Source organism: Actinomadura bangladeshensis, assembly GCF_004348335.1.
Taxonomy (GTDB): Bacteria; Actinomycetota; Actinomycetes; order Streptosporangiales; family Streptosporangiaceae; genus Spirillospora; species Spirillospora bangladeshensis.
The window spans coordinates 22,702-46,442 of record NZ_SMJW01000028.1 but is presented as its reverse complement, the minus strand read 5'-3'; the positions used below and the strand labels follow the sequence as shown (position 1 = coordinate 46,442).

Annotated in this window: 19 protein-coding genes; 13 read left to right on the top strand and 6 right to left on the bottom strand. The window is 74.0% G+C overall.

Translation table 11 applies throughout. From position 1 onward, the window contains the following. On the bottom strand, positions 1–4,168 hold a 4,168-nt coding region (locus E1284_RS08275), incomplete at its 3' end, for a heavy metal translocating P-type ATPase (RefSeq protein ID WP_131938409.1). Positions 4,169–4,375: 207 nt separating this feature from the next. Beyond that, entirely contained in the window at positions 4,376–4,843 is a 468-nt protein-coding gene (locus tag E1284_RS08270; RefSeq protein ID WP_131938416.1) for a cyclic nucleotide-binding domain-containing protein, read from the bottom strand. Between the two features lie 266 nt (positions 4,844–5,109). Between E1284_RS08270 and E1284_RS08265 the strand changes: the two genes are divergently transcribed. Further along, positions 5,110–5,796 (top strand): response regulator transcription factor, encoded by a 687-nt coding sequence (locus E1284_RS08265; RefSeq protein ID WP_131938408.1) that lies wholly within the window; start codon positions 5,110–5,112, stop codon positions 5,794–5,796. After that, positions 5,796–8,408 carry a cation-translocating P-type ATPase gene (locus tag E1284_RS08260; protein WP_131938407.1) on the top strand — a complete coding sequence of 871 codons (2,613 nt, stop codon included), beginning with the start codon at positions 5,796–5,798 and terminating at the stop codon, positions 8,406–8,408. Before E1284_RS08265 ends, E1284_RS08260 begins: the two co-directional genes overlap by 1 nt. 5 nt (positions 8,409–8,413) lie before the next feature. Here E1284_RS08260 and E1284_RS08255 read toward each other — a convergent pair whose 3' ends face one another. Genes E1284_RS08255 through E1284_RS08245 form a run of 3 tightly spaced genes read right to left on the bottom strand, consistent with a single transcriptional unit; the run spans position 8,414 to position 11,513 of the window. Then, complete coding sequence (locus E1284_RS08255) at positions 8,414–8,785, bottom strand: putative zinc-binding protein (protein WP_131938406.1); 372 nt, start codon at positions 8,783–8,785, stop codon at positions 8,414–8,416. A gap of 11 nt (positions 8,786–8,796) precedes the next feature. Then, the gene (locus E1284_RS08250; protein WP_131938405.1) at positions 8,797–9,231 is read right to left on the bottom strand and encodes a hypothetical protein; all 435 of its coding nucleotides are present in this window, start codon (positions 9,229–9,231) and stop codon (positions 8,797–8,799) included. Next, positions 9,228–11,513 (bottom strand): multicopper oxidase domain-containing protein, encoded by a 2,286-nt coding sequence (locus tag E1284_RS08245; protein ID WP_243714339.1) that lies wholly within the window; start codon positions 11,511–11,513, stop codon positions 9,228–9,230. Before E1284_RS08245 ends, E1284_RS08250 begins: the two co-directional genes overlap by 4 nt. A 148-nt stretch (positions 11,514–11,661) precedes the next feature. On the opposite strand from E1284_RS08245, the gene E1284_RS08240 reads away from it, so the two are divergent. The 11 genes from E1284_RS08240 to E1284_RS08195 all read left to right on the top strand — a co-directional run bounded on the left by E1284_RS08240 (position 11,662) and on the right by E1284_RS08195 (position 22,027). Further along, complete coding sequence (locus E1284_RS08240) at positions 11,662–12,630, top strand: Acg family FMN-binding oxidoreductase (RefSeq protein ID WP_131938403.1); 969 nt, start codon at positions 11,662–11,664, stop codon at positions 12,628–12,630. A 25-nt stretch (positions 12,631–12,655) separates the two neighbouring features. Continuing rightward, entirely contained in the window at positions 12,656–13,153 is a 498-nt protein-coding gene (locus E1284_RS08235; protein ID WP_131938402.1) for a hemerythrin domain-containing protein, read from the top strand. Then, a complete protein-coding gene (locus tag E1284_RS08230) occupies positions 13,146–14,558 on the top strand; it encodes a beta/alpha barrel domain-containing protein (protein ID WP_131938401.1) in 1,413 nt (470 codons plus the stop codon). Before E1284_RS08235 ends, E1284_RS08230 begins: the two co-directional genes overlap by 8 nt. A gap of 25 nt (positions 14,559–14,583) precedes the next feature. Continuing rightward, positions 14,584–15,816 carry a TIGR04053 family radical SAM/SPASM domain-containing protein gene (locus E1284_RS08225; RefSeq protein ID WP_243714338.1) on the top strand — a complete coding sequence of 411 codons (1,233 nt, stop codon included), beginning with the start codon at positions 14,584–14,586 and terminating at the stop codon, positions 15,814–15,816. A gap of 53 nt (positions 15,817–15,869) precedes the next feature. Further along, positions 15,870–16,223, top strand: a complete 354-nt coding sequence (locus E1284_RS08220; RefSeq protein ID WP_131938400.1) for a PRC-barrel domain-containing protein — start codon at positions 15,870–15,872, stop codon at positions 16,221–16,223. Between the two features lie 24 nt (positions 16,224–16,247). Further along, the gene (locus E1284_RS41295) at positions 16,248–16,418 is read left to right on the top strand and encodes a DUF4175 domain-containing protein (RefSeq protein WP_165965175.1); all 171 of its coding nucleotides are present in this window, start codon (positions 16,248–16,250) and stop codon (positions 16,416–16,418) included. 131 nt (positions 16,419–16,549) lie between these two features. Continuing rightward, positions 16,550–16,747, top strand: a complete 198-nt coding sequence (locus tag E1284_RS08215; protein WP_131938399.1) for a hypothetical protein — start codon at positions 16,550–16,552, stop codon at positions 16,745–16,747. A 233-nt stretch (positions 16,748–16,980) separates the two neighbouring features. Then, complete coding sequence (gene chvE / locus E1284_RS08210; protein ID WP_279433031.1) at positions 16,981–18,111, top strand: multiple monosaccharide ABC transporter substrate-binding protein; 1,131 nt, start codon at positions 16,981–16,983, stop codon at positions 18,109–18,111. A gap of 67 nt (positions 18,112–18,178) precedes the next feature. Further along, a complete protein-coding gene (mmsA, locus tag E1284_RS08205; RefSeq protein WP_131938398.1) occupies positions 18,179–19,729 on the top strand; it encodes a multiple monosaccharide ABC transporter ATP-binding protein in 1,551 nt (516 codons plus the stop codon). After that, entirely contained in the window at positions 19,726–20,967 is a 1,242-nt protein-coding gene (mmsB, locus tag E1284_RS08200) for a multiple monosaccharide ABC transporter permease (RefSeq protein WP_131938397.1), read from the top strand. The genes mmsA and mmsB overlap by 4 nt, the downstream gene beginning before the upstream one ends. A gap of 43 nt (positions 20,968–21,010) precedes the next feature. Beyond that, positions 21,011–22,027 carry a LacI family DNA-binding transcriptional regulator gene (locus E1284_RS08195; protein ID WP_131938396.1) on the top strand — a complete coding sequence of 339 codons (1,017 nt, stop codon included), beginning with the start codon at positions 21,011–21,013 and terminating at the stop codon, positions 22,025–22,027. A 74-nt stretch (positions 22,028–22,101) separates the two neighbouring features. Here the strand turns inward: E1284_RS08195 and araB are convergent, their stop codons facing one another. Next, complete coding sequence (gene araB, locus E1284_RS08190; RefSeq protein WP_131938395.1) at positions 22,102–23,730, bottom strand: ribulokinase; 1,629 nt, start codon at positions 23,728–23,730, stop codon at positions 22,102–22,104. Between the last annotated feature and the right edge of the window lie 11 nt (positions 23,731–23,741).

Sequence of the window (23,741 nt, the reverse complement as noted above, 5' to 3'; positions counted from 1 at the left end):
TCGCCACGGCGAGGGACGGCAGCATGTCGGTCAGCATGTTCACGACCAGGAGCTGGCGGGTGCTGAGCGGTGCCCGCCCGCCGAGGGCCGTGCCGAGGACGGTGAAGGCCACCTCCCCCGCGTTGCCGCCGACGAGGATCGCGGCGGCGTCGCGCACGCTGTGCCACAGGGCGCGGCCCTCGCGCAACGCGTCCAGGATGAGCGCGGTGTCGGGCGCGGTGAGGACGAGGTCCGCGGCGGACCGGGCCGCGCCGGAGCTGCGGCCGGCGACCGCGATGCCGACGTCGGCGCGGCGGATGGCGGCGGCGTCGTTGGCGCCGTCGCCGGTCATCGCCACGACCCGTCCGGCCTTGCGCAGGTCGCGCACGATGCGGACCTTGTGGGCGGGCGAGACCCGGGCGAAGACGGCGGCGCGCTCGACGGCCCGGACCCGCTCGGCGGCGGGCATCGCGTCGAGCTCGGCGCCGGTGACGACCCGGTCGGCGTCCGGGATGCCGAGCTCGGCGGCGACGGCCGCGGCGGTGTCGGGATGGTCGCCGGTGATCATGGTGACGCGCACGCCCGCCCCGTGCAGCCGCTGCACCGCCTCCTCGGCGCTGGGGCGCGGCGGATCGGCGATGCCGACGAAGCCGAGCAGGGTGAGGTCGGCGACGTGGCCGGCGAGCTCGCCGCGCGCCGCGGCCGCGTCGGGGACGGCGCGCTCGGCGATGGCGAGGACGCGCAGGCCCTGCCCGGCCAGCCGCCGGACCGCCGCGGCGGCCGCCCGGCGCCCGGCGGCGGTGAGCGGCGCGTCCGCCCCGTCCCGCCCGGGGATCCGGGAGCACTTGGCCAGCAGGACCTCGGGCGCGCCCTTCACCGCGATGACGGCCCGGTCGCCGTCGTGTCCGAGGGACGCGGAGAAGCCGCGGGTGGTCTCGAACGGCAGTTCCTCCTCCAGCCGCCACCGGCCGTCGGGCGGCAGGTTCGCGGCGCGGTCCAGCACGGCCCGGTCGGTGGCGTGCGGGGCCTTCCGGCCGCCGGGCGGCGGGCAGGCGCGGGCGGCGGTCCGCAGGATGCGGCGGCCCTCGTCGCCGGTGAGCGGCAGCGGGCGGGCGGGCCCGGCCGCGCGGACGAGGCGGAGCCGGCCCTCGGTGAGGGTGCCGGTCTTGTCGAAGCACAGGGTGTCCACCCGGCCGAGGCCCTCCAGGGCGCGGGTGGAGCGGACGAGCACGCCGAGGCCGGACAGCCGCCGGGCGGCGGCGAGCTGCGAGGCGGTGGCGACGAGGGGCAGTCCCTCGGGGACGGCGGCGACGGCGACCGCGACGCCCGATTCCAGGGCCCGGCGCAGCGGCAGGCCGCGCAGCATGCCGAGGACGGTCACGGCCGCTCCGCCGAGCGCGGTCGCCGGCAGGGCCTGGTGGGTGAGTTCGGCGAGCCGCGTCTGCATGCTGGCGGAGGCGTCGGCGGCCCCGGCCAGCGCGGCGGCGCGTCCGGTCTCGGTGGCGTCGGCGGTGGCGACGACGAGGGCGACGGCGCCGCCCGCGACGACCGTCGTCCCCTCGTAGACCATGCAGTGCCGGTCGGCGGGGTCGGCGCCGGGGGACGGCTCGACGATCTTGTCGACGGGGACGGACTCGCCGGTCAGCGTGGCCTCGTCCACTTCGAGGGACTCGGACCACAGCAGCCGGGCGTCCGCCGGGACGACGTCCTCCGAGCGGAGCAGGATCACGTCGCCGGTGCGCAGGCGGTCGGCGGTCACCTGGTCGCTCGCGGCGTTGCGGAGCCGCGCGAAGTCCGGCTCGCCGGCCGGCGGCGGGACCGCGGACACCCGGCGCGCCTGGATCCGCTGGCCGAGCATCAGCTCGCCGAGGGCGCGCTCGGCCCGCATCCGCTGGACGCCGCCGATGAGGGCGTTTCCGGTCATGACCCCGGCGACCAGCGCCGCGTCCACGCTGGAGCCGACCACCGCCGAGGCCGCCGCGCCGAGCGCGAGGATGGGCGTCAGCGGGTCGTCGAGCTCCTGCCGGACGGCCGCGGCGAGGCGCAGCAGCGTCCCGGCGGGTCCGGGCGCCGGCCGGTGCCGCGGCGGCGCCTGCGGCCGCCCGCCCGCGCCGGGGACCAGCCGCCGGTACGCCTCTTCGGCGGTGAAGACGTGCCAGGCGTCCCGGATGATGGGCGGCGGCAGCGGGCGGTGGTTCAGCCGCCGGGCGCTGAGCGCGTTCGCCAGCATCGCCGACAGGGAGGCGGCGTGCACGGGCGGGATGTCCTGCCAGGAGCCGGTGAGGCGGCGCAGCCTCCCCCGTCCGATGCGGCGGCGCCGTCCGACGATGAGCAGCGCGCCCAGTGCCGACGCGCTCAGCGCGAGCTGCGCGGACCGGTGGGCGGCGCGGCGGGCGAACGGGACGGCCGTCAGCAGCCGCCACGCCTCGGCCAGCCCCGGCCCGCAGACGAGGTCGGCGCGCCAGTCGGCGAGCCCGTGCCCGCGCAGGACGCTGACGCCGACGTCGGCCGCGTCGAGCGCCTCGTCCCGGCCGCAGGCGATGGCGAGGACCCCGTGTCCTTCCTCCTGCAGCTCCCGCACCGACTGCGCCAGGTCCTCGACGGCGGTGGGGGTGTCGTCGCCCCAGGCGAGCAGTTCCCGGGTGCTGGCGTGCTCGGTGAGGACGACCACGTCGGCCGCCTCGTGCGCCGCCGACAGCAGCGCTTCGGCCAGGCGGTCCAGCGAGCAGCCGGCCCGGACCCGGCCGCACCGCTCGCCCCGGTCGTCGAGGAGGTCGAGGGTGACGCCGTCCGGGTCGGCGGGGCCGGCGGACGGTGCGTCGGCCGCCCGCTCCAGCCGCCATCCCGGCTCCGGCCGGCCGGGGTCGGGCTTCTGCGGCCACGGTCCCGGCCGGGCGAGGTCGTCGCGGCCGTACCCGGCGAGCACCGCGCCGGCCAGCCGCCACACGTCCGCGTCATCGAGCGCGCCGCTGGTGGAGACCGCCGACAGCAGCCGCAGCTCCCCGTCGCACAGCACCGCCGAGTCGATGACGACCGCGTCGACCCGGTCGAGCCGGCGCAGCGCTCCCGGGTCCAGGGCGACGACGCCGCGGCGCGCGAGGTCGTGGCCCAGCACGGCGGCGAACGCCTCGCGGCCGGACCGCGCCGCCTTCGGCACGGTCGCGAGCAGCATCTCGGCGACGGCGGACGGGTCGTGGGTGCCGGCCATGACGCCGGCGGAGCCGAGCAGGTCGGCGAGCGCGGTGCGGTTCGCGGCCCGCTCCACCGGCCCGTCCGGCAGCGGGCACGGCCGCTCCGCCGGCCTTCCGCAGTCCTGCGGCAGGCGGCCCGCCACGGCCAGCTGCGGCTCGCGGCGCCGCCACGCGTCGCGGCGCGCCCGGATCTCGTAGAGCTGGAAGACGCGGTGCACGGCGTCGGTGGCCACCGGCGCGACGCCCTGCCCGGCCCCCTGGACGATCGCGTTGGCCGCGCCGAGCAGGGCGTCCGCGCGGAGTCCGCCGAGCCGCCGCTCCAGCGTCGACCGGAGCTGCGGGACCGAGTCGGCCAGCGCCACCGCCGCGCGCACCGGGCTCGGCACCGGCGGGAGGAGCAGCAGCCTGCCGGCCAGGGCCGCCGCGGCGCCCGCGCAGTCGGTGGCGAGCGTCGTCACCGCGCCCGTCCACGCCATGTCGTCGTCCGGCCGCCGGGCGTGCGCGGACTCGTCGAAGCCGCCGGCCTTCTGGGCGTCCTCCACGTCCTCGACGGCCTGGACGAGGGTGTCCAGATCCACGGAGCCCTGCGCGTAGGAGACGAGGACGTGGCCCGCGACGGCGTTGACCTCCGCCCAGCGGACACCGTCCAGGCGCCGCAGCGCCTCGGTCAGCGCCCGCGCGTACCGCCTCTGCCGCAGCCCGTCGCCCGCCAGGCCGTTCGCCTGGATGTGCGCCCGGCCGCCGTGCGCCCACACCCGCCGCGCGGGTCCCCCGGCGGCGAGGACCGCGACGGAACCGGCCGTCCGGCGCACGCCCGTGCCCAGGTCACCGATCCCGTGGGCGGCGCCCGCGGCGGCCCGCGCGCCGGTGCGCGCCCCGGCGGCGGTCGTGCGCGCGCCCAGCGCCGCGCCCTGCAGGGCCAGTTTCGACGCCGTCTCCGCCGCCGCGACCGGGACGGAGAGCGCCGTCCTGGCGAGCGACATCCCCGGAATCCCCACCGCCCGCTCCTCCGACCTGCCGAAACCGAGACCGACCAGGCACCCCGAGTACCCCGCCGGAGGCCCGGCAAACGGTGCGGCCATGCTCGGGGCGGGTCACCACCGGCCTGCCCACCACCGGCCTGCCCACCACCGGCCTGCCCACCGCCTACCTGCCCACCACTGGCCTGCCCACCGGACGCGCGGTGATCGTGCCCGGCCGCCCCGTCAGGGCCGCGGCGCCGGTTCCGGGCGGGGCGCCTCCAGGAGCCGCGTCTGGGCGATCTGGAGCCGGTCGACGACGAGTTCGGTGAAGCGGCGGGTCAGCTCGTAGCCGAGCGCGGGGTCGATCGCGCTGAGCGTGCGGATCAGCCGCCCGTCGAACTCGACGGCCCGCACGTCCGACAGGGCCGTCGCGCCGAAGCGCCACCGGTACGGGTGGAACAGCCAGGACCAGCCGAGGGCGGCGCCGGGCCCGAGCGTGTCGACGACGACCGTGCCGCGGTCGGGCACGCGGAGGTCGAGGGCCACCGTGCCCTCCCGGATCAGCCAGAACCTCTCGGCCGGCTCCGCCTCGGCGATGATCCGGCGGCCCGCCGGGAAGGCGGCGGGACGGGCGGTGCCCGCCAGCCGCGCCAGGTCCGCGGTCCGCATCCCGCGCAGGAAGGTGTCGCGTGCCAGGTCGGCCGCGGTCATGGTGCTCACCGGGTTCGCCCCCCGATCGTGTCTCGAGTGTTCGCGCCCCTCCATCTCACTGCCGGGGTGATCGGCGACACAGGGCCGAAGGGCCCTTTGGCGGCGGGACCTCTGCCGCCCTCCGGGGCCGGGGACGCCCCGGCGGGCCGGGCGATGCCCGGTTCGGGACCTTGGTCCTCCGGATGGCGGGACGTCCGATGATGTGACGCCGCACGGCCGGCGGGTAACGTCCATTCCGTCAGTGACGAGGGGCGAAGGACGATGCCATGACCGGCGATGCCGCCAGGACCGATGCCGCCGAGACCATCCGGGTGTTCCTGCTGGACGACCACGAGGTCGTCCGCCGCGGGGTGGCCGCACTGCTGTCGGCCGAGGACGACATCGAGATCGTCGGGGAGGCCGGCACCGCCGAGCACGCGCTGGCCCGCATCCCCGCCGCCCGCCCCGACGTGGCGGTACTGGACGTCCGGCTGCCCGACGGCGACGGGGTCGGCGTCTGCCGCGAACTCCGCTCCCAGATGCCCGACCTGGCCTGCCTGATGCTGACCTCCTTCGACGACGAGGACGCCCTGTTCGAGGCCGTCATGGCCGGCGCCGCCGGATACGTCCTCAAGCAGATCCACGGCTCGGACCTGGTCGGCGCCGTCCGCACCGTCGCCACCGGCCAGTCCCTGCTCGACCCCCGCTCCACCGCCCGCATGCTGCAGCGGCTGCGCGACCGGCAGGACAAGCAGGACCCGCTCAAGGGCCTGACCGACCAGGAGCGCCACATCTTCGACCTCATCGGCGAAGGGCTGACCAACCGGCAGATCGGCGAGCGCCTCTTCCTGGCCGAGAAGACCGTCAAGAACTACATCTCCAACATCTTCGCCAAGCTCGGCATGAGCCGCCGCACCCAGGCCGCCGCCCTCGCCGCCCGGCTCAAAGCCGATCGCAACGCGCCCCGCCCCTGATGGCGACGGCTCTCGCGCCCTACCGCAGGCCCGCCGGGGACGTCGTGCGCGATCTCGGCGGGGACGCGTCCCAGGGGCTGGCGCCGGCCGAGGCCGCGGCCCGGCTGGAGCGCGAGGGGCCGAACACGCTGCCGGTGGCGCGCGGCCGCGGGCCGGTCGTGCGGTTCCTGCTGCAGTTCAACAGCCCGCTGATCTACGTCCTGCTCGCGGCGGCCGCGGTGACGGCGCTGCTCGGCGAGCACGTCGACGCGATCGTGATCCTCGGCGTGGTGGTCGCGAACGCGATCGTCGGGTTCGTCCAGGAGTCGCGCGCGGAGAAGGCGCTCACCGCGCTCGCCGCGATGGCGCGGACCACGGCGGTGGCCGTCCGGGACGGCGTGCGGCGGCGGATCCCGGCGGCCGACCTGGTCCGCGGCGACCTGGTGGAGCTGGAGGCCGGCGACAAGGTCCCGGCCGACCTGCGGCTGCTGCGCACCGACGAGCTGGCCGTGGACGAGTCGGCGCTGACCGGCGAGTCGGTGCCCGTCGCCAAGGACCCGGCGGAACTGCCCGAGGTCTCCCTCGCCGACCGCACCGCGATGGCCTTCTCCGGGACGCTGGTCACCGCCGGCCGGGCCGCCGGGCTGGTCGTGGCGACCGGCGCGGACACCGAGCTCGGCGGCATCGACCGGCTGGTGCACACCACGGCGACCGTGCAGACCCCGCTCACCCGCAAGATCACCCAGTTCAGCAAGGTCGTGACGGTGGCGATCCTGGTGCTCGCCGCGGTCACCTTCGTGATCGGGATCCTGCGCGGCCGGGACGCCACCGAGATGCTGACCGCGGCGGTGGCGCTCGCGGTCGGCGCGATCCCGGAGGGACTGCCCGCCGTCGTGACGATCACCCTCGCGCTGGGCGTCGCGCGGATGGTGCGGCGCGGCGCGATCGTCCGGCACCTGCCCGCCGTGGAGACGCTCGGCGGCACCACCGTCATCTGCACCGACAAGACCGGCACGCTCACCCAGAACCAGATGACCGTCACCGCGGTCACCGCGGGCGGGCGCGACTACACCGTCACCGGCACCGGCTACGCCCCGGACGGCGGCATCGAGTGCGGCGGGCGCGCGGTCGACCTCGCCGAGCACCCCGTCCTGAAGGAGACGCTGCTGACCGGGCTGGGCTGCAACGACGCGCAGCTCGTCGAGAAGGACGGCGGCTGGCAGATCACCGGCGACCCGACCGAGGGCGCCCTGGTCACCAGCGCCGCCAAGGCGGGGCTCGGCCGCGTCCCGGCCCGCACCGCCACGCAGCCGTTCAGCTCCGAGCGCCGCTACATGGCGACGCTGCACGAGGACGGCACCGTCTACGTCAAGGGGCCGGTCGAGCGGATCCTGGAGCTGTGCGACGGCGCCGCCGGACCCGGCGGTGAGCCGGTCCCGCTGGACCGCGCCGCCGTCGCCGCCCGCGCCGAGTCCTACGGCGGCGAGGCGCTGCGCGTGCTGGCCTTCGCCCGCGGGCGCGCCGCGACGCTGGACGAGCTGCCCCCGCTGACCTTCCTCGGCCTGCAGGCGATGCTCGACCCGCCCCGCCCGGACGCCGCGCAGGCCGTCCGGACCTGCCACGACGCCGGCATCCAGGTCAAGATGATCACCGGGGACCACGCCGCCACCGCCGCCGCCATCGGCGCCCGCGTCGGGCTCGGCGGCACGGTCATGACCGGCGCCGACCTCGCCGCCGACGACTCCCCCGAGCGCATCCGCGACACGACCGTCTTCGCCCGCGTCTCCCCCGAGCAGAAGCTCCGCCTCGTCCGGGCCCTGCAGAGTTCGGGGCACGTGATCGCGATGACCGGCGACGGCGTCAACGACGCCCCCGCGCTCAAGCAGGCCGACATCGGCGTGGCGATGGGCCGCACCGGCACCGACGCCGCCAAGGAATCGGCCGACATGGTGCTCACCGAGGACGACTTCACCTCCATCGAGCGGGCGGTGGAGGAGGGCCGCGGCGTCTTCGACAACCTGGTGAAGTTCATCGTGTGGGCGCTGCCGTCCAACATCGGGCTCGGCCTCGTCCTCGTCGCCGCCATCGTCGCCGGGACCGCGCTGCCGATCCTGCCGCTGCAGGTGCTGTGGCTGAACATGACCGCGGTGCTCGTCCTCGGGCTGCCGTTCGCGGTCGAGCCGAAGGACGAGCACATCATGCGCCGCCCGCCGCGCGACCCGGCGCTGCCGCTGCTCACCCGCGCGATGACGACCCGCATCCTGCTGGTGTCGGCGATCCTGCTCGCCGGCTCCTTCGGGCTGCAGCACTGGGAGCGGTCGCACGGCGCGTCCCCGGAGGTCGCGCAGACGATCGTCGTCAACGTGTTCGCGCTGACCCTGCTGACCTACATGTTCAACTGCCTGTCCCTGGACCGGCCGCTGCTGTGGGGCGGCGTCCGCCGCAACCCGTGGGTCGCCGTCAGTGCGCTGGCGCTCGTCGCGATCCAGGTGCTCTACACCTACACGCCCTTCATGAACGACGTGTTCGGCTCCGCGCCGCTCGACGCGGCCGCGTGGGCCCGCATCGCGGTCATCGCCGCCGCGTCGTACCTGCTGGTGGAGACGTTGAAGCTCGTCCAGCGGGCCCGCTGACAGAGCTACCCGACCTCCGCCTCGACGCGCTGGAGGAGCGTGGCGAGGACCTCTTCGGCCTGGGCGGGGTCGAAGTCCTCGCCCAGGCGCTTGCGGACTCCGTCGTCGCTGAGCCGGTGGTGGACGTCGGGCGCCACGTCGTGCCGGTCGAGGCAGTGGCGGGCGCATTCCAGTGCGCAGCCGTCGATGGCGATGATCCGGCGTCCGCTGGTGGCCTTGCGGACCAGGCTCTTCACATCGCCGCCGACGCCCGCGATGCAGGACATCTCGGCGACGCCGCGGCGGTCGAGCTGGATCGCCAGCCAGTTCGTCATCTGCGCGGCGCTTGAGCAGCCCGAGCACGAGTAGACGAGCGGAAGGTCACGGCGGTCGGTCATGGACGATCCTCCTAGGTGGTGGGCAGGGCGGTGGCGATGAGGACGATGCCGACGGAGCCGACGAGCGAGGTGATCGCCATGGCCCGCGCGAAGGACGGATGCCGGGAACTGGCCCAGCCGTGCACGCCGGCCACGGCCACGACCGCGCCGAACAGCAGCAGCTTCGCGGCCAGGATGCGGCCGTAGCCGGGCTCGGCGAGCGACGCCCACGTGACGCCCTTGTGCCGGGCCATGGCCACGCCCGTGGTGATCTGCACCGGGAGGAAGACGGCACCGGTGAAGATGCCGAACCGGCGGCCGACCTCGCGCGCCATCCCGGCGAACTGCTCCGCGGGCAGCCTCCGCCGGGCGAGCGGCAGCAGGACCAGCGAGATGGTGAGCTGCCCGCCCACCCACAGCGCGGCCCCCGAGACGTGGAGGAAGCGGATGACGGACCACCAGGTCATCGGGTCACCTTCAGGATGCCGTGGGCGCCGGATTCTCCGTGCCGCATGTCGTGGTCGACGAAGGGATAGTGGCCGGGCTCGGGGACGACGGTCTCGACGAAACCGCCCTGGCCGGGCGCCAGGTCCAGGATCTGCGCACCGCCCGGATCGCCCTTGCGCAGCAGGTAGGCGCCCTCCTTATAAACCGTGTCGAACTGCGCGCCGACGATGTGGAACGCGGTCCCGGACGAAGGGCCCGCATCCACCACCCAGACCCGGACCCGGTCACCCGCACGAGCCGTCAGCGGGGCATGGTCGTAGCCGGCAGCGGTCCCGTTGAACATCCACGCGTCCGGACGCCCCTCACGCATCTTGCCCACCTGCGCGTCGCTGCCGGGCTGCCCCAGGTACAGCTCGCCCTGAACGAGGACGTATTCGCGGTCGACACGGGGCAGGTCGGGCGGATCGATGACGACCGCGCCGTACATGCCGTTGGCGATGTGCTGCAGCATCGGCATTGTCGAGCAGTGATACAACCACGCACCCGCACGCTGAGCCTTGAACCGGTAGGTCAAGCGCTCACCCGGCTGAATCGTGCGCATCGGCACATCCGGCGCCAGCGTGCCCGCATGGAAATCGATCCCATGCCCCATGGTCGAGTCGTTCACCAACGTGATCACGAAGACATCACCGACCTTGCCGCGCAGCACCGGAGCCGGGACCGTCCCACCGAACGTCCACATCGTCTGCCGGACCCCGGGCGCCACCTCCAACTCACGGTCGCTGGCACGCAACTCCACACGGTGCTCCTTGGCACCCGGCGCAGGCTTGAGCACCGCGTCATACGGCTTCCAGCCCGGCGACATCGCCGCCGCCAGGTCCAGCTGCCCCGTCCCCATCGCCGTATGGCCCATCGCCTGGTGATCCATCGCCGACGCGGGCCCGGAGGAGGACGCCGTCTTGATCTGCATGGTCATCCCGGCCGCGCGGTGACCGGGCACCGTGCACCAGCCCTCGACCGTGCCCTTCACCGACGGCACCGTCAGCGTCGCCGACTCCCCCTGACCCAGCATCGGCGTCGCCTGACCCGACTCCAGGCGCAAGTCATGCCGCATCGCATCCTTGTTCGTCACCTTCAACACCAGACGCGTACCAGGCGGCGCTTCGATCGTCCCCGGACGGATCCGCATGTTCGCCAGCGTCACCTCCACCACCCGCGTCCCCGACGCGGCCACCGTCTGCACGGGCGCCCCCGTCTGGCCGCTCGACGCGAACGCCACCGCGAGCGCGGTCAGCAGGCAGCCAGCCGCGACGCCCGCGATGGGCGGCGACACACGGGACCTCAGCGAACCGATGACGGCGACGACGGCGAGCAGCACGAATCCTCCGAGGATGGGCGCCAACAGCGGTTCGAGGCCCTGCGCGACCTCGGCCGGCGGCCGGGTGGCGACGACGGCCGCGTCGGCGGCCAGGGCGGCGAGGAACCAGCCGGCCGCGGCGGCGAGCATCCACGCGGCAAAGGCGTGCGGACGCCGCCGGGCGCGGACGAACGGGACGAGCGCCAGGGCGGCGCCCGCCGTGTAGAGCAGGAGCCCGGCCAGCGCGATCCAGCGGGCGCCCGCGGACAGGGCGACCGCGGCCACGACCAGGCCCGGCACGGCCAGCCGCAGGGACAGCCGGGAACTCGCGGCGGTGCCCCGGACGCGCAGCACCGCCGGCCACAGGGCGTGCAGGGTGCCGAGCATGGCCAGGCCGACCCAGCCGAGGAGGTTCACGTGCATGTGCGCGGCCTCCAGCCGCATGTGCCACATGGCCGGGGCCCGCCCGGACGCCATCCAGCCGCCGAGCGTCCCGCCGGCGATCAGCGCGAGGCCCGAGCACGCGTACCAGGCCACCAGGTGGCCGGACCGGCCGCGCCACGCGCGCCGCGACCGGACGACCAGCACGGTCACGTGCGCGCACACGATCCCGACGACGACCGCGGCACCGGCCGTCGCCAGCTCCGGATGCCCGTTGGTGGCGCCGCGCAGGACGGCCGCGATGCCGGCGTTCAGGACCAGGAGCCGGACCGCCGGCCACCACCGGGCCGGGGCGGGCAGCCGCAGCCGCGCGGCGGCGAAGCGGTCCGTCCAGGCGACGACGGCGTTGGTCACCGCACCGAGCAGGAACACGTGGATCAGCAGCCAGTCCGGGGCGGGCAGACGGTCGCGGGCGAGCACGGCCAGCGCGCTCAGGACCAGCCAGGCGGCCACGACGGCGTTCGCGGCGGCATGCCGGGACGCGCGGGGGCGGTGAGCGATCACGATCCCAGCGTTCCGGCCGTCCGCGCGGCGCCAGGAGGGCCCAAGGTCCCATCGTTGGTCCCCACCGTGCGGGACCTTCGGCCCTGGGGCGGCCGAGCGGGCGGGCGGAAGCCTGGGGAGGCACAGCGGCAGCACGAGGAGGTGCGGCATGCCCCATCCGTTCGCGACGCATGTGGGGGTCCGGCGGCTGGTGACCGCGGCCATCGCGGCGCCGTCGGTGCACAACACCCAGCCCTGGTTCTTCCGGCTGGACGAGGACGCGGCGGTCATGGAACTGCACGCCGACACCGGCCGCGCGCTGCCGGTCATCGACCCGCGCGGCCGGGCCCTGCACATCAGCTGCGGCGCCGCGCTGTTCAACCTGCGGCTCGCGATCCGGGTGACCGGGCACCGGCCGCTGGTCGAGCCGCTCCCGGACGCCGGGCGGCAGCCGGCGCTGCTGGCGGCCGTCCGGGCCGCGGACGCGACGATGCCGTCGCCGGGCCAGGCGGAGCTGTACGCGGCGATCCCGCACCGGCGCACCAACCGCGGCCCGTTCGGCAAGCGGCGGGTGCCGCAGATCGTCCGGGACGAGCTGACGGCCGCGGCCCGGGAGGAGGGCGTGGTGCTGAGCCTGCCCGGCCCGCAGACCACGGCGTACCTGCTCAGCCTGATCGCGGCGGCGGACGCGAAGCTCACCGCCGACCCCGGCTACCTCGCCGAGCTGGCCCGCTGGACGCCGGACCGCACCCGCGGCGACGGCGTCCCCTGGTACGCGTTCGGGCCGCGGCCGAGCGGGCGGGGCCTGCCGCTGCGCGACTTCGGCGCGGCCGGCGCGTCCGCCGGGCGGGCGGCCGACGACTTCTCCGCGCGCCCCCAGCTCGGCGTCCTGCTCACCAGGGGCGACGGCCCACAGGACTGGCTGCGGGCGGGGCAGGCCCTGCAGCGGGTCCTGCTCACGGCCGCGCGGCGCGGCGTGGCGACCTCGATGCTCACCCAGCTCCTGGACACGCGCGGTGCCAGGACGGCCGGGGACCGGCCGCACGGCCACATCCAGTCGGTCATCCGGTTCGGCTACGGGCCGACCGTGCCCGGCACGCCCCGCCGCCCGTTCCCCGAGGTCCTCGAACGGGTCTGATCTCCCGAACACAGAAAGGCGAACGATGCCGACACTCGTCCAAGAGTTCACCGACGTCTTCCGGACGGAGCACCGCGGTGTCCGCGACCTCCTGCTCGATCTGGTGGAGGCGTTCCGGCTCCGCGACACCGAGCGGGTGCGCGAGCTGGTCCGGGCCGTCGACGCCGCGACCGGGCCGCACTTCCGCTACGAGGAGGAGTCGATGTACCCGCAGCTCGTCGCCGTCTTCGGCGCCGAGTACGTGGCCAAGCTGCTCACCGACCACGACGGCGCGATCCGCAACGTCCGGCGGCTGTACGGGCTCGCCGAGCACGACCGGCTGACGCCGCGGCTGGCCGAGCACGGGATCGCGCTGACCCGGCAGATCCTGCCCCACGTCAGCGACTGCGACGGGCTGTCGATCATGGTGGAGACGCTCCCCGACGACACGGTCGAGGCGATCCTGGCGACCCGGCGCGACGCGCGCGCCGCCGGCCTGACCCTGCTGACGTGGGCGGCGACCGCGCGGGACCGGGATGTCTGAGCCGGCGGGGCCGCGCATCGTCCAGGGCGGCATGGGCGCCGGCGTCTCCGGGTGGCGGCTCGCGAGCGCCGTCGCCCGGACCGGGCAGCTCGGCGTCGTCTCCGGGGTCGCGCTGGACGCGCTGCTCGCCCGCGGCCTCCAGGCCGGGGACGAGGGCGGCCACCTGCGCCGCGCGCTCGCCCACCTGCCGCTGCCGGGGATCGGCGAACGCATCCTGGAGCGCTACTTCGTGCCGGGCGGGATCGCGCCCGGCCAGCGGTTCCGGCCCGTGCCGAAGCTCGGCCTGCGGGCGAACCGGACGCGGGACGAGCTGACCGTCGCCGGGAACTTCGCCGAGGTGTGGCTCGCCAAGCAGGGGCACGGCGGGCCGGTCGGGATCAACTACCTGGAGAAGATCCAGCTCGCCACCCCGGCCGCCGCCTACGGGGCGATGCTGGCCGGCGTCGACTACGTCCTGATGGGCGCGGGGATCCCGAGCGAGATCCCGGCGCTGCTGGACGCGCTGGCCGCCGGGTCCCCGGGCCGCGTGACCGTGGCGGTCGCGGGCGCCGACGAGGGCCGCCCGTTCGCGTTCGACCCGGCGTCGCTGTCCGGCGGCCCGGTGAAGCGGCCGCGGTTCCTGGCGATCGTGTCGTCGTCCGTCCTCGCCCTGTACCTGCACCGGTCGCCGGTGACCCGCCCGGACGGGTTCGTGCTGGAGACGGCCGTCGCGGGCGGGCACAGCGCGCCGCCGCGCGGGCGGCTGCGCCTGGACGAGGCCGGCGAGCCGGTCTACGGGCAGCGGGACCGGGTCGACCCGGCGAAGGTCGCCGCGCTCGGCCTGCCGTTCTGGATGGCGGGCGGCTACGCGCGGCCCGGCACGCTCGCCGAGGCGCGGGCGGCCGGCGCCGCCGGCATCCAGGCGGGCAGCGTGTTCGCGCTGTGCCGCGAGTCCGGCCTCGAACCGGGGCTGCGCAAGGAGCTGATCGACCGCGCGCTGGACGGCACCCTCCGCGTCCGCAACGATCCCCGCGCCTCGCCGACCGGGTTCCCCTTCAAGGTCGCCGCGCTGCCCGGCACGCTCTCCGAGCCGGACGTCTACACGAGGCGCCCCCGCCTCTGCGACCTGAGCTACCTCCGCACCCCCTACCTGAAGGAGGACGGGAAGGTCGGCTACCGCTGCCCGGCCGAGCCCATCGACGCCTACGTCCGCAAGGGCGGGGCCATCGAGGAGACCGACGGGCGCCGCTGCCTGTGCAACGCGCTCGTCGCGAACATCGGCCACGGCCAGCACCGGCCCGACGGCTATGTCGAGCCGCCGCTGCCGACCCTCGGCCAGGACCTCGGCTTCCTGCCCGACCTCGTCCGCGCGACCGGCGGCGACTACACCGCCGCCGACGCGATCGACTACCTGCTGCGAACGTGAGCCCGCCATGACCGTGGAAGCGACCGTGAAACAGATCCGCGTGCCCCGGCACGACACCGCCGAGCGGCCGTTCATCGTGATCTGGGAGGCGACGCAGGCGTGCCCGCTCGCCTGCCGGCACTGCCGCGCCGAGGCCCGGCCCGACCGGGACCCCGGCGAGCTGAGCACGGCCGAGGCGTTCGGCCTGATGGAGCAGGTCGCCTCGTTCGGCAGCCCGCCGCCGATGTTCGTGATCACCGGCGGCGACCCGTTCCAGCGCCCGGACCTGCTCGACCTCGTCCGGCACGGCTCGCGGATCGGCCTGCCGGTCGCGGTGTCGCCGTCGGGCACGCCGACGCTCACCGAGGCCGGCCTCACCGGGCTGCGGGACGCGGGCGCGCGGGCGATCTCGCTCAGCCTGGACGGCTCGAACGCGCGGATCCACGACGACTTCCGCGCCACGCCGGGCGTCTACGGCTGGACGATCGACGCCTGGCGGACCGCCCGCGACCTGGGCCTGAAGGTGCAGATCAACACCACGGTGACCGGGCACAACCTGACCGACCTGCCGGAGATCGTCCGGATCGTCCACGAACTGGGGGCGCTCACCTGGAGCGCGTTCCTGCTCGTCCCGACCGGCCGCGGCAAGCTGCTCCCCGGGCTCGGCCCGCGGGAGGTCGAGGACGTCCTCAACTTCGTGTACGACGCCGGCGCCCACATCCCGGCCCGGACGACCGAGGCCCACCACTTCCGCCGGATCGCCGTCCAGCGGGAGATCCTGCGGCGGCACGGCGCCGACCACGTGGCCGCGCTCGGCCTCGGCCCGCTCTACGCCGGCCTGCGGCGGCGGCTGGCCGAACTGGACCTGCCGCTCCGGCGCGCCAGGCGCGCGCCGATGGACGTCGGCTCCGCGCGCGGGTTCGTGTTCGTCTCGCACCGCGGCACCGTCCACCCGAGCGGTTTCCTGCCCACCCCGGCGGGCAGCGTCCGGACCGGGCGGCTGCCCGACATCTACCGGACGTCGCCCCTGTTCGTCGGCCTGCGCGACCCCGCCAACCTCACCGGGAAATGCGGCGCCTGCGAGTTCCGGACGATCTGCGGCGGCTCCCGCTCGCGGGCCCTCGCCACGTCCGGCGACCCGTTCGCGTCCGAGCCGTGGTGCTCCTATACCCCCGGCACCTTCCCCTACCAGGAGGAACTCGCCGCCTACGGCGTGGTCGCGCCCGCCCGGCCAGGACCCCTCCCGGAAAGCCGGGATCCCGCGACATATCCGCTGTGAGCTGGGTAGATGACGCCGTAGAAGGGGTTTTCCGTACAACGGCTGGACGAGACATGTTCGAGATCGAGGACATCCGGGAATGGCGCGGCCGGACGGTGATCGACGAGTCCGGCAGCAAGATCGGCGAGCTGGAGGCCGTCTACGTCGACACCCTCACCGACCAGCCGGTCTTCGCCACCATCAAGACGGGCATGCCGATGCGGCAGCGGCTCGTGTTCGCGCCGCTGGACGGGGCGACCGTCGGGCCGGAGCACCTGCGCGTCGCGCACCCGAAGAAGCAGATCAAGGGCGCGCCCGCCATCGGCACCGACGGGGAGCTGCCGGCCGGCGACGAGAGCGCCGTCTTCGCCCACTACGACCTGGCCTACGAGGCGGCACCCGAGGAGCGCCGGCTCGCCCGCCGCTGACGTGCGTCCAGGAAGGATCGAGCCATGGCCCTGTTCCTGTTCATCCTGCTCGTCGCGGTGGCGCTCGGCATCGTCGGCGTCGTCGTGCACGGCCTGTTCTACCTGCTGATCATCGGCATCGTGCTGTTCCTCATCAACCTGGTGTGGAGCGGCATCCGGGTCGGCCACCGCCGCGGCTCCCGCCCGGCCCGCTGACCTGGGCGGCCGGCCGTTAGAGGCGAGCATCCCCGGGTAGCCCGTAGCGCGACGGCCGGACGCGCCGGCGAGCCGCGACGGCGACCGCCGTGACGGACAGACCTGTGAAGCCATACGAGACGGGGGCAGAGATGACCACGCCTGAGGAGAACGCGCCGAAGACCGACGACACCGATCAGGTCGTGATGAAGCGCGGCGGCGGCCCGGACCGGGACGCGGGCCGGGAGAAGCCCCGGCCGGGCCCGGACACGCGCAACGAACTCGGCGCCGAGCTGGAGGACAAGATGGCGGAGAAGGGCCTGTCCCGGGACGACTTCAGCGAGTCCTGACCCGTGGCCCGCGGCTGACGCGCCCCCTCCCCTCCCGGGCCTGTCTTCCGAACCCGCAGCTGGCGAGCCCGCGGCCGGTCCGGCCGCGGGCTCGCTCGCGCATGCCCGCCCGGAAAATAGGTGTATAGCCAAGAGGTCACGGTTGTGACGCAGCGCACCAGGGGGGCCTTGACATGGCAGTGTGACCGGTAACAGTGTGTCCGGGGACACCGGCACCACCCCCGAGGTGAGACGTGAAGCGTAGGAAGTTCGTCAGCCTGGCGCTGGGCCTCGGCCTCGCGCTCGGCATGACCGCGTGCGGCTCGACGCAGAAGACCGTCGACAAGGAGAAGGCCGAGAAGAAGCCGGCGGCCGGCGCCCTGATCGGCGTCACGATGCCGACCCGCTCGTCCGAGCGCTGGATCCACGACGGCGACAACCTCAAGAAGCAGCTGGAGCAGCTCGGCTACAAGGTCGACCTCCAGTACGCCGAGAACGACATCCCGACCCAGGCCAACCAGATCGACAACCAGATCACCAAGGGCGCCCGGCTGCTGGTCATCGCCTCCATCGACGGCACGGCGCTGACGACGCAGCTGCAGAAGGCGGCCGACAAGGGCGTCCCGGTCATCTCCTACGACCGGCTGATCCGCAACTCCCCGAACGTCGACTACTACGCCACCTTCGACAACTACAAGGTCGGCGTGCTGCAGGCGACGTCCCTGCTCGTCGGGCTCGGCCTGAAGAAGGCCGACGGCTCGGAGGGCACCGCCAAGGGCCCGTTCAACATCGAGGTGTTCGCGGGCTCCCCCGACGACAACAACTCCTCGTTCTTCTACAACGGCGCGATGGACACCCTGAAGCCGTACCTGGACAAGAAGACCCTCGTCGTCAAGAGCGGCCAGACCGACTTCAAGACGATCGCGACGCTCCGCTGGGAGCCCGAGCGCGCGCAGAAGCGCATGGAGGACCTCCTCACCCGCTACTACGGCGGCGGGACGAAGGTCCAGGGCGTCCTGTCCCCCTACGACGGCCTGTCGATCGGGATCCTGTCGGCGCTGAAGTCCAACGGCTACGGGACGCCCGGCCAGCCGTACCCCATCGTGACCGGGCAGGACGCCGAGGTCGCGTCGGTGAAGTCGATCATCGCGGGCGAGCAGTACTCGACCGTCTACAAGGACACCCGGCAGCTCGCCGCCGTCACGGTGAAGATGGCCGACGCCGTGCTGAAGGGCGACAAGCCCCAGGTCAACAACACCAAGGACTACGACAACGGGGTGAAGGTCGTCCCGTCGTACCTGCTCAACCCGGTGATCGTGAACAAGGACAACTACAAGAAGGAACTCATCGACACCGGCTACTACACCGAGGCCCAGCTGAAGTGACGCCCGGGTGGGGCGGCCCGCGCCACCTCCGCGGCGGGCCGCCCCACCCGTCCCCGCAAGGAGGACCATGACCGACGCGATACTGCGGATGCGCGGGATCACCAAGACCTTCCCCGCGGTCAAGGCTCTGCAGGACGTGAACCTGGAGGTGCGGCGGGGCGAGATCCACGCGATCTGCGGCGAGAACGGGGCCGGCAAGTCGACGCTGATGAAGGTGCTGTCCGGCGTCTACCCGCACGGCGAGTACAGCGGCGACATCGAGTTCGAGGGCGAGCCGTGCCGGTTCTCCGGCATCCGCGACAGCGAGCAGCGCGGGATCGTCATCATCCACCAGGAGCTGGCGCTCAGCCCGTACCTGTCGATCGCGGAGAACATCTACCTCGGCAACGAGCGCCGCGGCCGGTTCGGGCTCATCGACTGGAACCGGACCAACGCCGACGCCGCGGAGCTGCTGGCGCGGGTCGGGCTGAAGGAGAACCCGGTGACACCGGCGATGGACCTCGGCGTCGGCAAGCAGCAGCTCGTGGAGATCGCCAAGGCGCTGTCGAAGCGGGTGCGGCTGCTCATCCTGGACGAGCCGACCGCCGCGCTGAACGACGCCGACTCCGCGCACCTGCTGGACCTGCTGCGCGGCCTGCGCGACGAGGGCATCACCTGCGTGATCATCTCGCACAAGCTGAACGAGATCCGCGCGATCGCCGACTCCACCACGATCCTGCGGGACGGCCGGACGATCGAGACCCTCGACATGGCCGGCGACGTCTCCGAGGACCGCATCATCTCCGGGATGGTCGGCCGCGACCTCGACAACCGGTTCCCCGACCGCGTCCCCGACATCGGCGCCGAGGTGCTGCGGATCGAGGACTGGACCGTCCACTCCCCCACCCAGCACGGCCGGGTCGTCGTGGACCGCGCCGCGCTCACCCTGCGCCGCGGCGAGATCGTCGGGCTCGCGGGGCTGATGGGCGCGGGCCGGACCGAGCTCGCCATGAGCGTGTTCGGCCGCAGCTACGGCACCGGGATCAGCGGCCGGATCTACAAGGACGGCAAGGAGATCGCGGTCCGGACGGTCACCGAGGCGATCCGGCACGGGCTCGCCTACGCGACCGAGGACCGCAAGACCTACGGGCTGAACCTCATCGAGGACGTCAAGCGCAACGTCTCCGCCGCCGGGCTGCGCGGCCTCGCGAAGGCCGGCTGGGTCGACGAGAACCGCGAGTACGAGGTCGCCGAGCGGTTCCGCGGGGAGATGAACATCAAGACGCCGAGCGTCCTCACGCCGGCCGGGCAGCTGAGCGGCGGCAACCAGCAGAAGGTCGTCCTGTCGAAGTGGATCTTCACGGACGCGGACGTGCTGATCCTGGACGAGCCGACCCGCGGCATCGACGTCGGCGCCAAGTACGAGATCTACTCGATCATCAACCGGATGGCCGACCAGGGCCGCGCGGTGCTGGTGATCTCCTCCGAGCTGCCCGAGCTGATCGGGATCTGCGACCGCCTGTACGCGATGGCGGAGGGCCGCATCACCGGCGAGGTGAGCCGCGCGGACGCGACCCCGGAGCGCCTCATGCAGTACATGACCCAGAACATGACCCGGACCGAGGAGACCAGAGCATGAGCAGCGTCGCGTCGGCCGACAAGGCCGTGTCACCGCCGCCGGCGGAGCGGCCGAAGCCGGGCCGGACCCTGCCGGTCAACCTGCGGCAGAGCGGGATCTACATCGCGTTCGGGCTGATCGTCGCGCTGTTCGCGGTGCTCACCGACGGGCAGCTGCTGTCGCCGCAGAACATCTCCAACATCATCGTCCAGAACTCCTACATCCTGATCCTGTCCATCGGGATGATCATGGTCATCATCGGCGGGCACATCGACCTGTCGGTGGGGTCGGTGGTCGCGGTGACGGGCGCCATCGCGGCCGTGCTGATGGTCGAGCACCACGTGCCGTGGCCGCTGGCGGTGCTCCTGACGATCCTCGCGGGCGCCGTGATCGGCGCGTGGCAGGGGTACTGGATCGCCTACTTCGAGATCCCCTCGTTCATCGTGACACTGGCCGGGATGCTGGTGTTCCGGGCGCTGACGCTGACCGTCCTCGGCAACCAGGGCATCGGCCCGTTCCCGGACGAGGTGCGGACGATCGCCAACGGCTTCCTGGCCGGCTACCTCGGCAACATCGGGCTCGGGCCGCTCGGCGGCGCCGACCTGTTCACGCTGCTCGTCGCGCTGGCGCTGGTCGGCGGGTACGCCGGGCTCGGGTGGCGGAACCGGCAGGGGCGCATCCGCTACGGGCAGAAGGTCGAGCCGCTCACCGTGTTCGTGCTGAGGTACGCCCTCGGCGTCGTGGTCGTCATGTTCATGGCCGTGCAGCTCGCCCGGTTCAAGAACATGCCGTGGGTGCTCGTGCTGCTGGGCGTGCTCGTCCTCGGCTCGACGCTGGTGATGAACCGGGCCGTGTTCGGCCGGCACGTGTACGCGCTCGGCGGCAACCCGCTCGCGGCGAAGCTGTCCGGCATCAAGGTCAAGTCCGTGTCGTTCTGGCTGTTCGTCAACATGGGCGTGCTGTCGGCCATCGCCGGCATCGTGTTCGCCGGGCGGCTCAACCAGGCCGGTCCGACCGCCGGGAACATGTTCGAGCTGGACGCGATCGCGGCGGCGTTCATCGGCGGCGCGGCCGTGCAGGGCGGCGTCGGCAAGGTGGTCGGCGCGATCACCGGCGGCCTCATCATGGGCGTGATCAACAACGGCATGTCGCTGCTCGGCGCGCCGAGCGAGCGGGTCATGCTGATCAAGGGCCTCGTCCTGCTGGCGGCGGTCGCGTTCGACATCTGGGCCAAGCGGCGCGCCGGGGCGTCGCGCTGACCGGTCGGCCCGGGACGGCGGACCCGGTATGTTCCGAGGTGCCATGACCTCCACACCACCCGCCAGACCCGGGCTCCGCGACGTCGCCCGGCTCGCAGGGGTCTCCCACCAGACCGTGTCGCGGGTGTTCAAGAACCATCCGATGGTCAGCGCGAAGACCCGCGACCGGGTGCTGGCCGCCGCCGCGCAGCTGGACTTCCGGCCGAACGCGGCGGCGCGGGCCCTCGCCACCGGCCGGTCCCGGACGCTCGGCGTCGTCAGCTTCGACACCGCCCTGTTCGGCCCCGCGTCGATCATCGCGGCGATCGAGCGGAACGCCCGCGCCGCCGACTTCTTCACCAGCGTCGCGAGCCTGGAGTCGCCGGGGCACGGCGCGGTCGCGGGGGCCGTCGACCGGTTCCGCGACCAGGGCGTGGACGGCATCATCATGATCCCCGGGCACGTCCCGCCGGACGAGGCGCTGCGGCACCTGCCGGGCGACCTGCCGACCGTCCTGCTCGGGCCGGACGCGGCCGTCCCGACCGTGTCCGGCGACCACTACCTGGCGCCCCGCGAGGCCGTCCGGTACCTGCTGGAGCTCGGGCACCGGACCGTCCACCACCTGCCGGGCCCGGACGACTGGTCGGAGGCCACCGAGCGGACGCGCGGCTGGCGGGACGCGCTCACCGAGGCCGGCGCCGACGTCCCCGACTGCGCGCCCGGCGACTGGAGCGCGCGGTCCGGCTACGAGCGCGGCCGGCTGCTCGCCGCCGACGGCGACGTCACGGCGGTGTTCGCGGCCAACGACCAGATCGCGCTCGGGCTGCTGTGGGCGATCCACGAGAGCGGCCGCCGGGTGCCGGACGACGTCAGCGTCATCGGGTTCGACGACATCCCGGAGGCGGCGTTCCTGACCCCGCCGCTCACCACCGTCCGGCAGGACTTCACCGCCCTCGGCCGGCACCTGGTAGAGCAGCTGATCACGCAGCTGACGGGGAACGGCGCCGACCCGACGGCCCCGAAGCTGGTCCCCAGCAAGCTGATCATCCGCCGCAGCACCGCCCCCACCGCCTCCCGCTGACGTTGACCTGCGGCGTGTTGTTGTTATGAGCCGCCGGATAACAACAACACGCCGCAGGTCAACGAAGAGGGGGGTCAGCGGAGGGCGCGGAGGCGGTGCATGATCTCGCCGTCGGCGAAGTGGTCGTGGAGGGTGCGGTAGATCTCGTAGAGGTCGTCGTAGGCGTCGGCTCGGTGCCCGTCCGGGATGTACGCGTTCGGCACGCGGCGGCCCATCTTGGCTGCGGCCGAGGTGATGTCGGGGTAGGCCCCCGCGGCGACGGCCGCGTGGATCGCCGAGCCGAGCGCGGGGCCCTGGGACGACCCGATCACCGAGAGGGGGCGGCGCAGGACGTCGGCGTACACCTGCATCAGGAAGGCGTTCTTCATCAGCCCGCCCGCGACGACGAACTCCTCGACGGCCACGCCGGCCGCCTCGAACGTCTCCACGATCATCCGGGCGCCGAACGCGGTCGCCTCGATGAGGGCCCGGTAGACGTCCTCGGGCTTGGTGGCGAGGGTCTGGCCGACGATGAGCCCGGACAGGTCGTGGTCGACGAGGACCGAGCGGTTGCCGTTGTGCCAGTCGAGCGCGACGAGGCCGTGCCGCCCGACCGGCTGCGCCTCGGCGAGCGCGGTCAGGTGCTCGTGGACGGTCCGCCCCTCGGAGGCGGCGACCTGGTTGTAGTAGGCGGGCACGCAGTTGTCGACGAACCAGCCGAAGATGTCGCCGACGCCGGACTGGCCGGCCTCGTAGCCCCACAGCCCCGGCACGATGCCGTCGGCGACGACGCCGCACATGCCGGGGACCTCGGCGAGCCGGTCCGACGACATGACATGGCAGGTGGACGTGCCCATGATCGCGACCATCTGGCCGGGCCGGACGGCGTCGGCGGCCGCGGCGGTGACGTGCGCGTCGACGTTGCCGACCGCGACCGCGATGCCCGCGGGCAGGCCCGTCCAGCCGGCGGCCTGCGCGGTCAGCGTCCCGGCGAGGCCGCCGAGCGGCGCGAGGTCGTGGCCCAGCTTGTCGGTGACGTCGGCGAAATCCGGGTGGAGGTCGGCGAGGTACTCGCGGGACGGGTACCGGCCGTCCTGGTGGATGCCCTTGTAGCCGGCCGTGCAGGTGTTGCGGGACTCGGTGCCGGTGAGCCGCCAGATGATCCAGTCGGCGGCCTCGATCCAGCGGTCGGCCTCGGCGTACAGCTCCGGGTCCTGCTCCAGGACCTGCAGGGCCTTCGCGAACTGCCACTCCGAGGAGATCTTGCCGCCGTAGCGGCCCAGCCACGGCTCGCCGCGCTCGGCGGCCAGCGCGTTGATCCGGTCGGCCTGCGGCTGCGCGGCGTGGTGCTTCCACAGCTTGGGCCAGGCGTGCGGGCGGTCGGGGTGGCGCTCGCACAGGGGGGTGCCGTCCGCCGCCGCCGGGAGGACGGTGCAGGCGGTGAAGTCGGTCCCGATGCCGATGACCCGCGACGCCGGGACGCCCGCGACCGCCAGCGCCTTCGGCACGGCGAGGCGCAGCACGTCCAGCCAGTCCTCGGGCGACTGGAGGGCCCAGTCCGGCGGAAGCCCGGCCCCCGACGGCAGCCGCTCGTCGATCACCCCGTGGCCGTACTCGTGGACGCCGTCGCCGAGTTCGGCGCCGTCCCGGACGCGGACGACCACCGCCCGCCCCGACAGCGTGCCGAAGTCGACCCCGACGACGTACCGCTCGTCCCCGCTCATGGGGCTCCTCC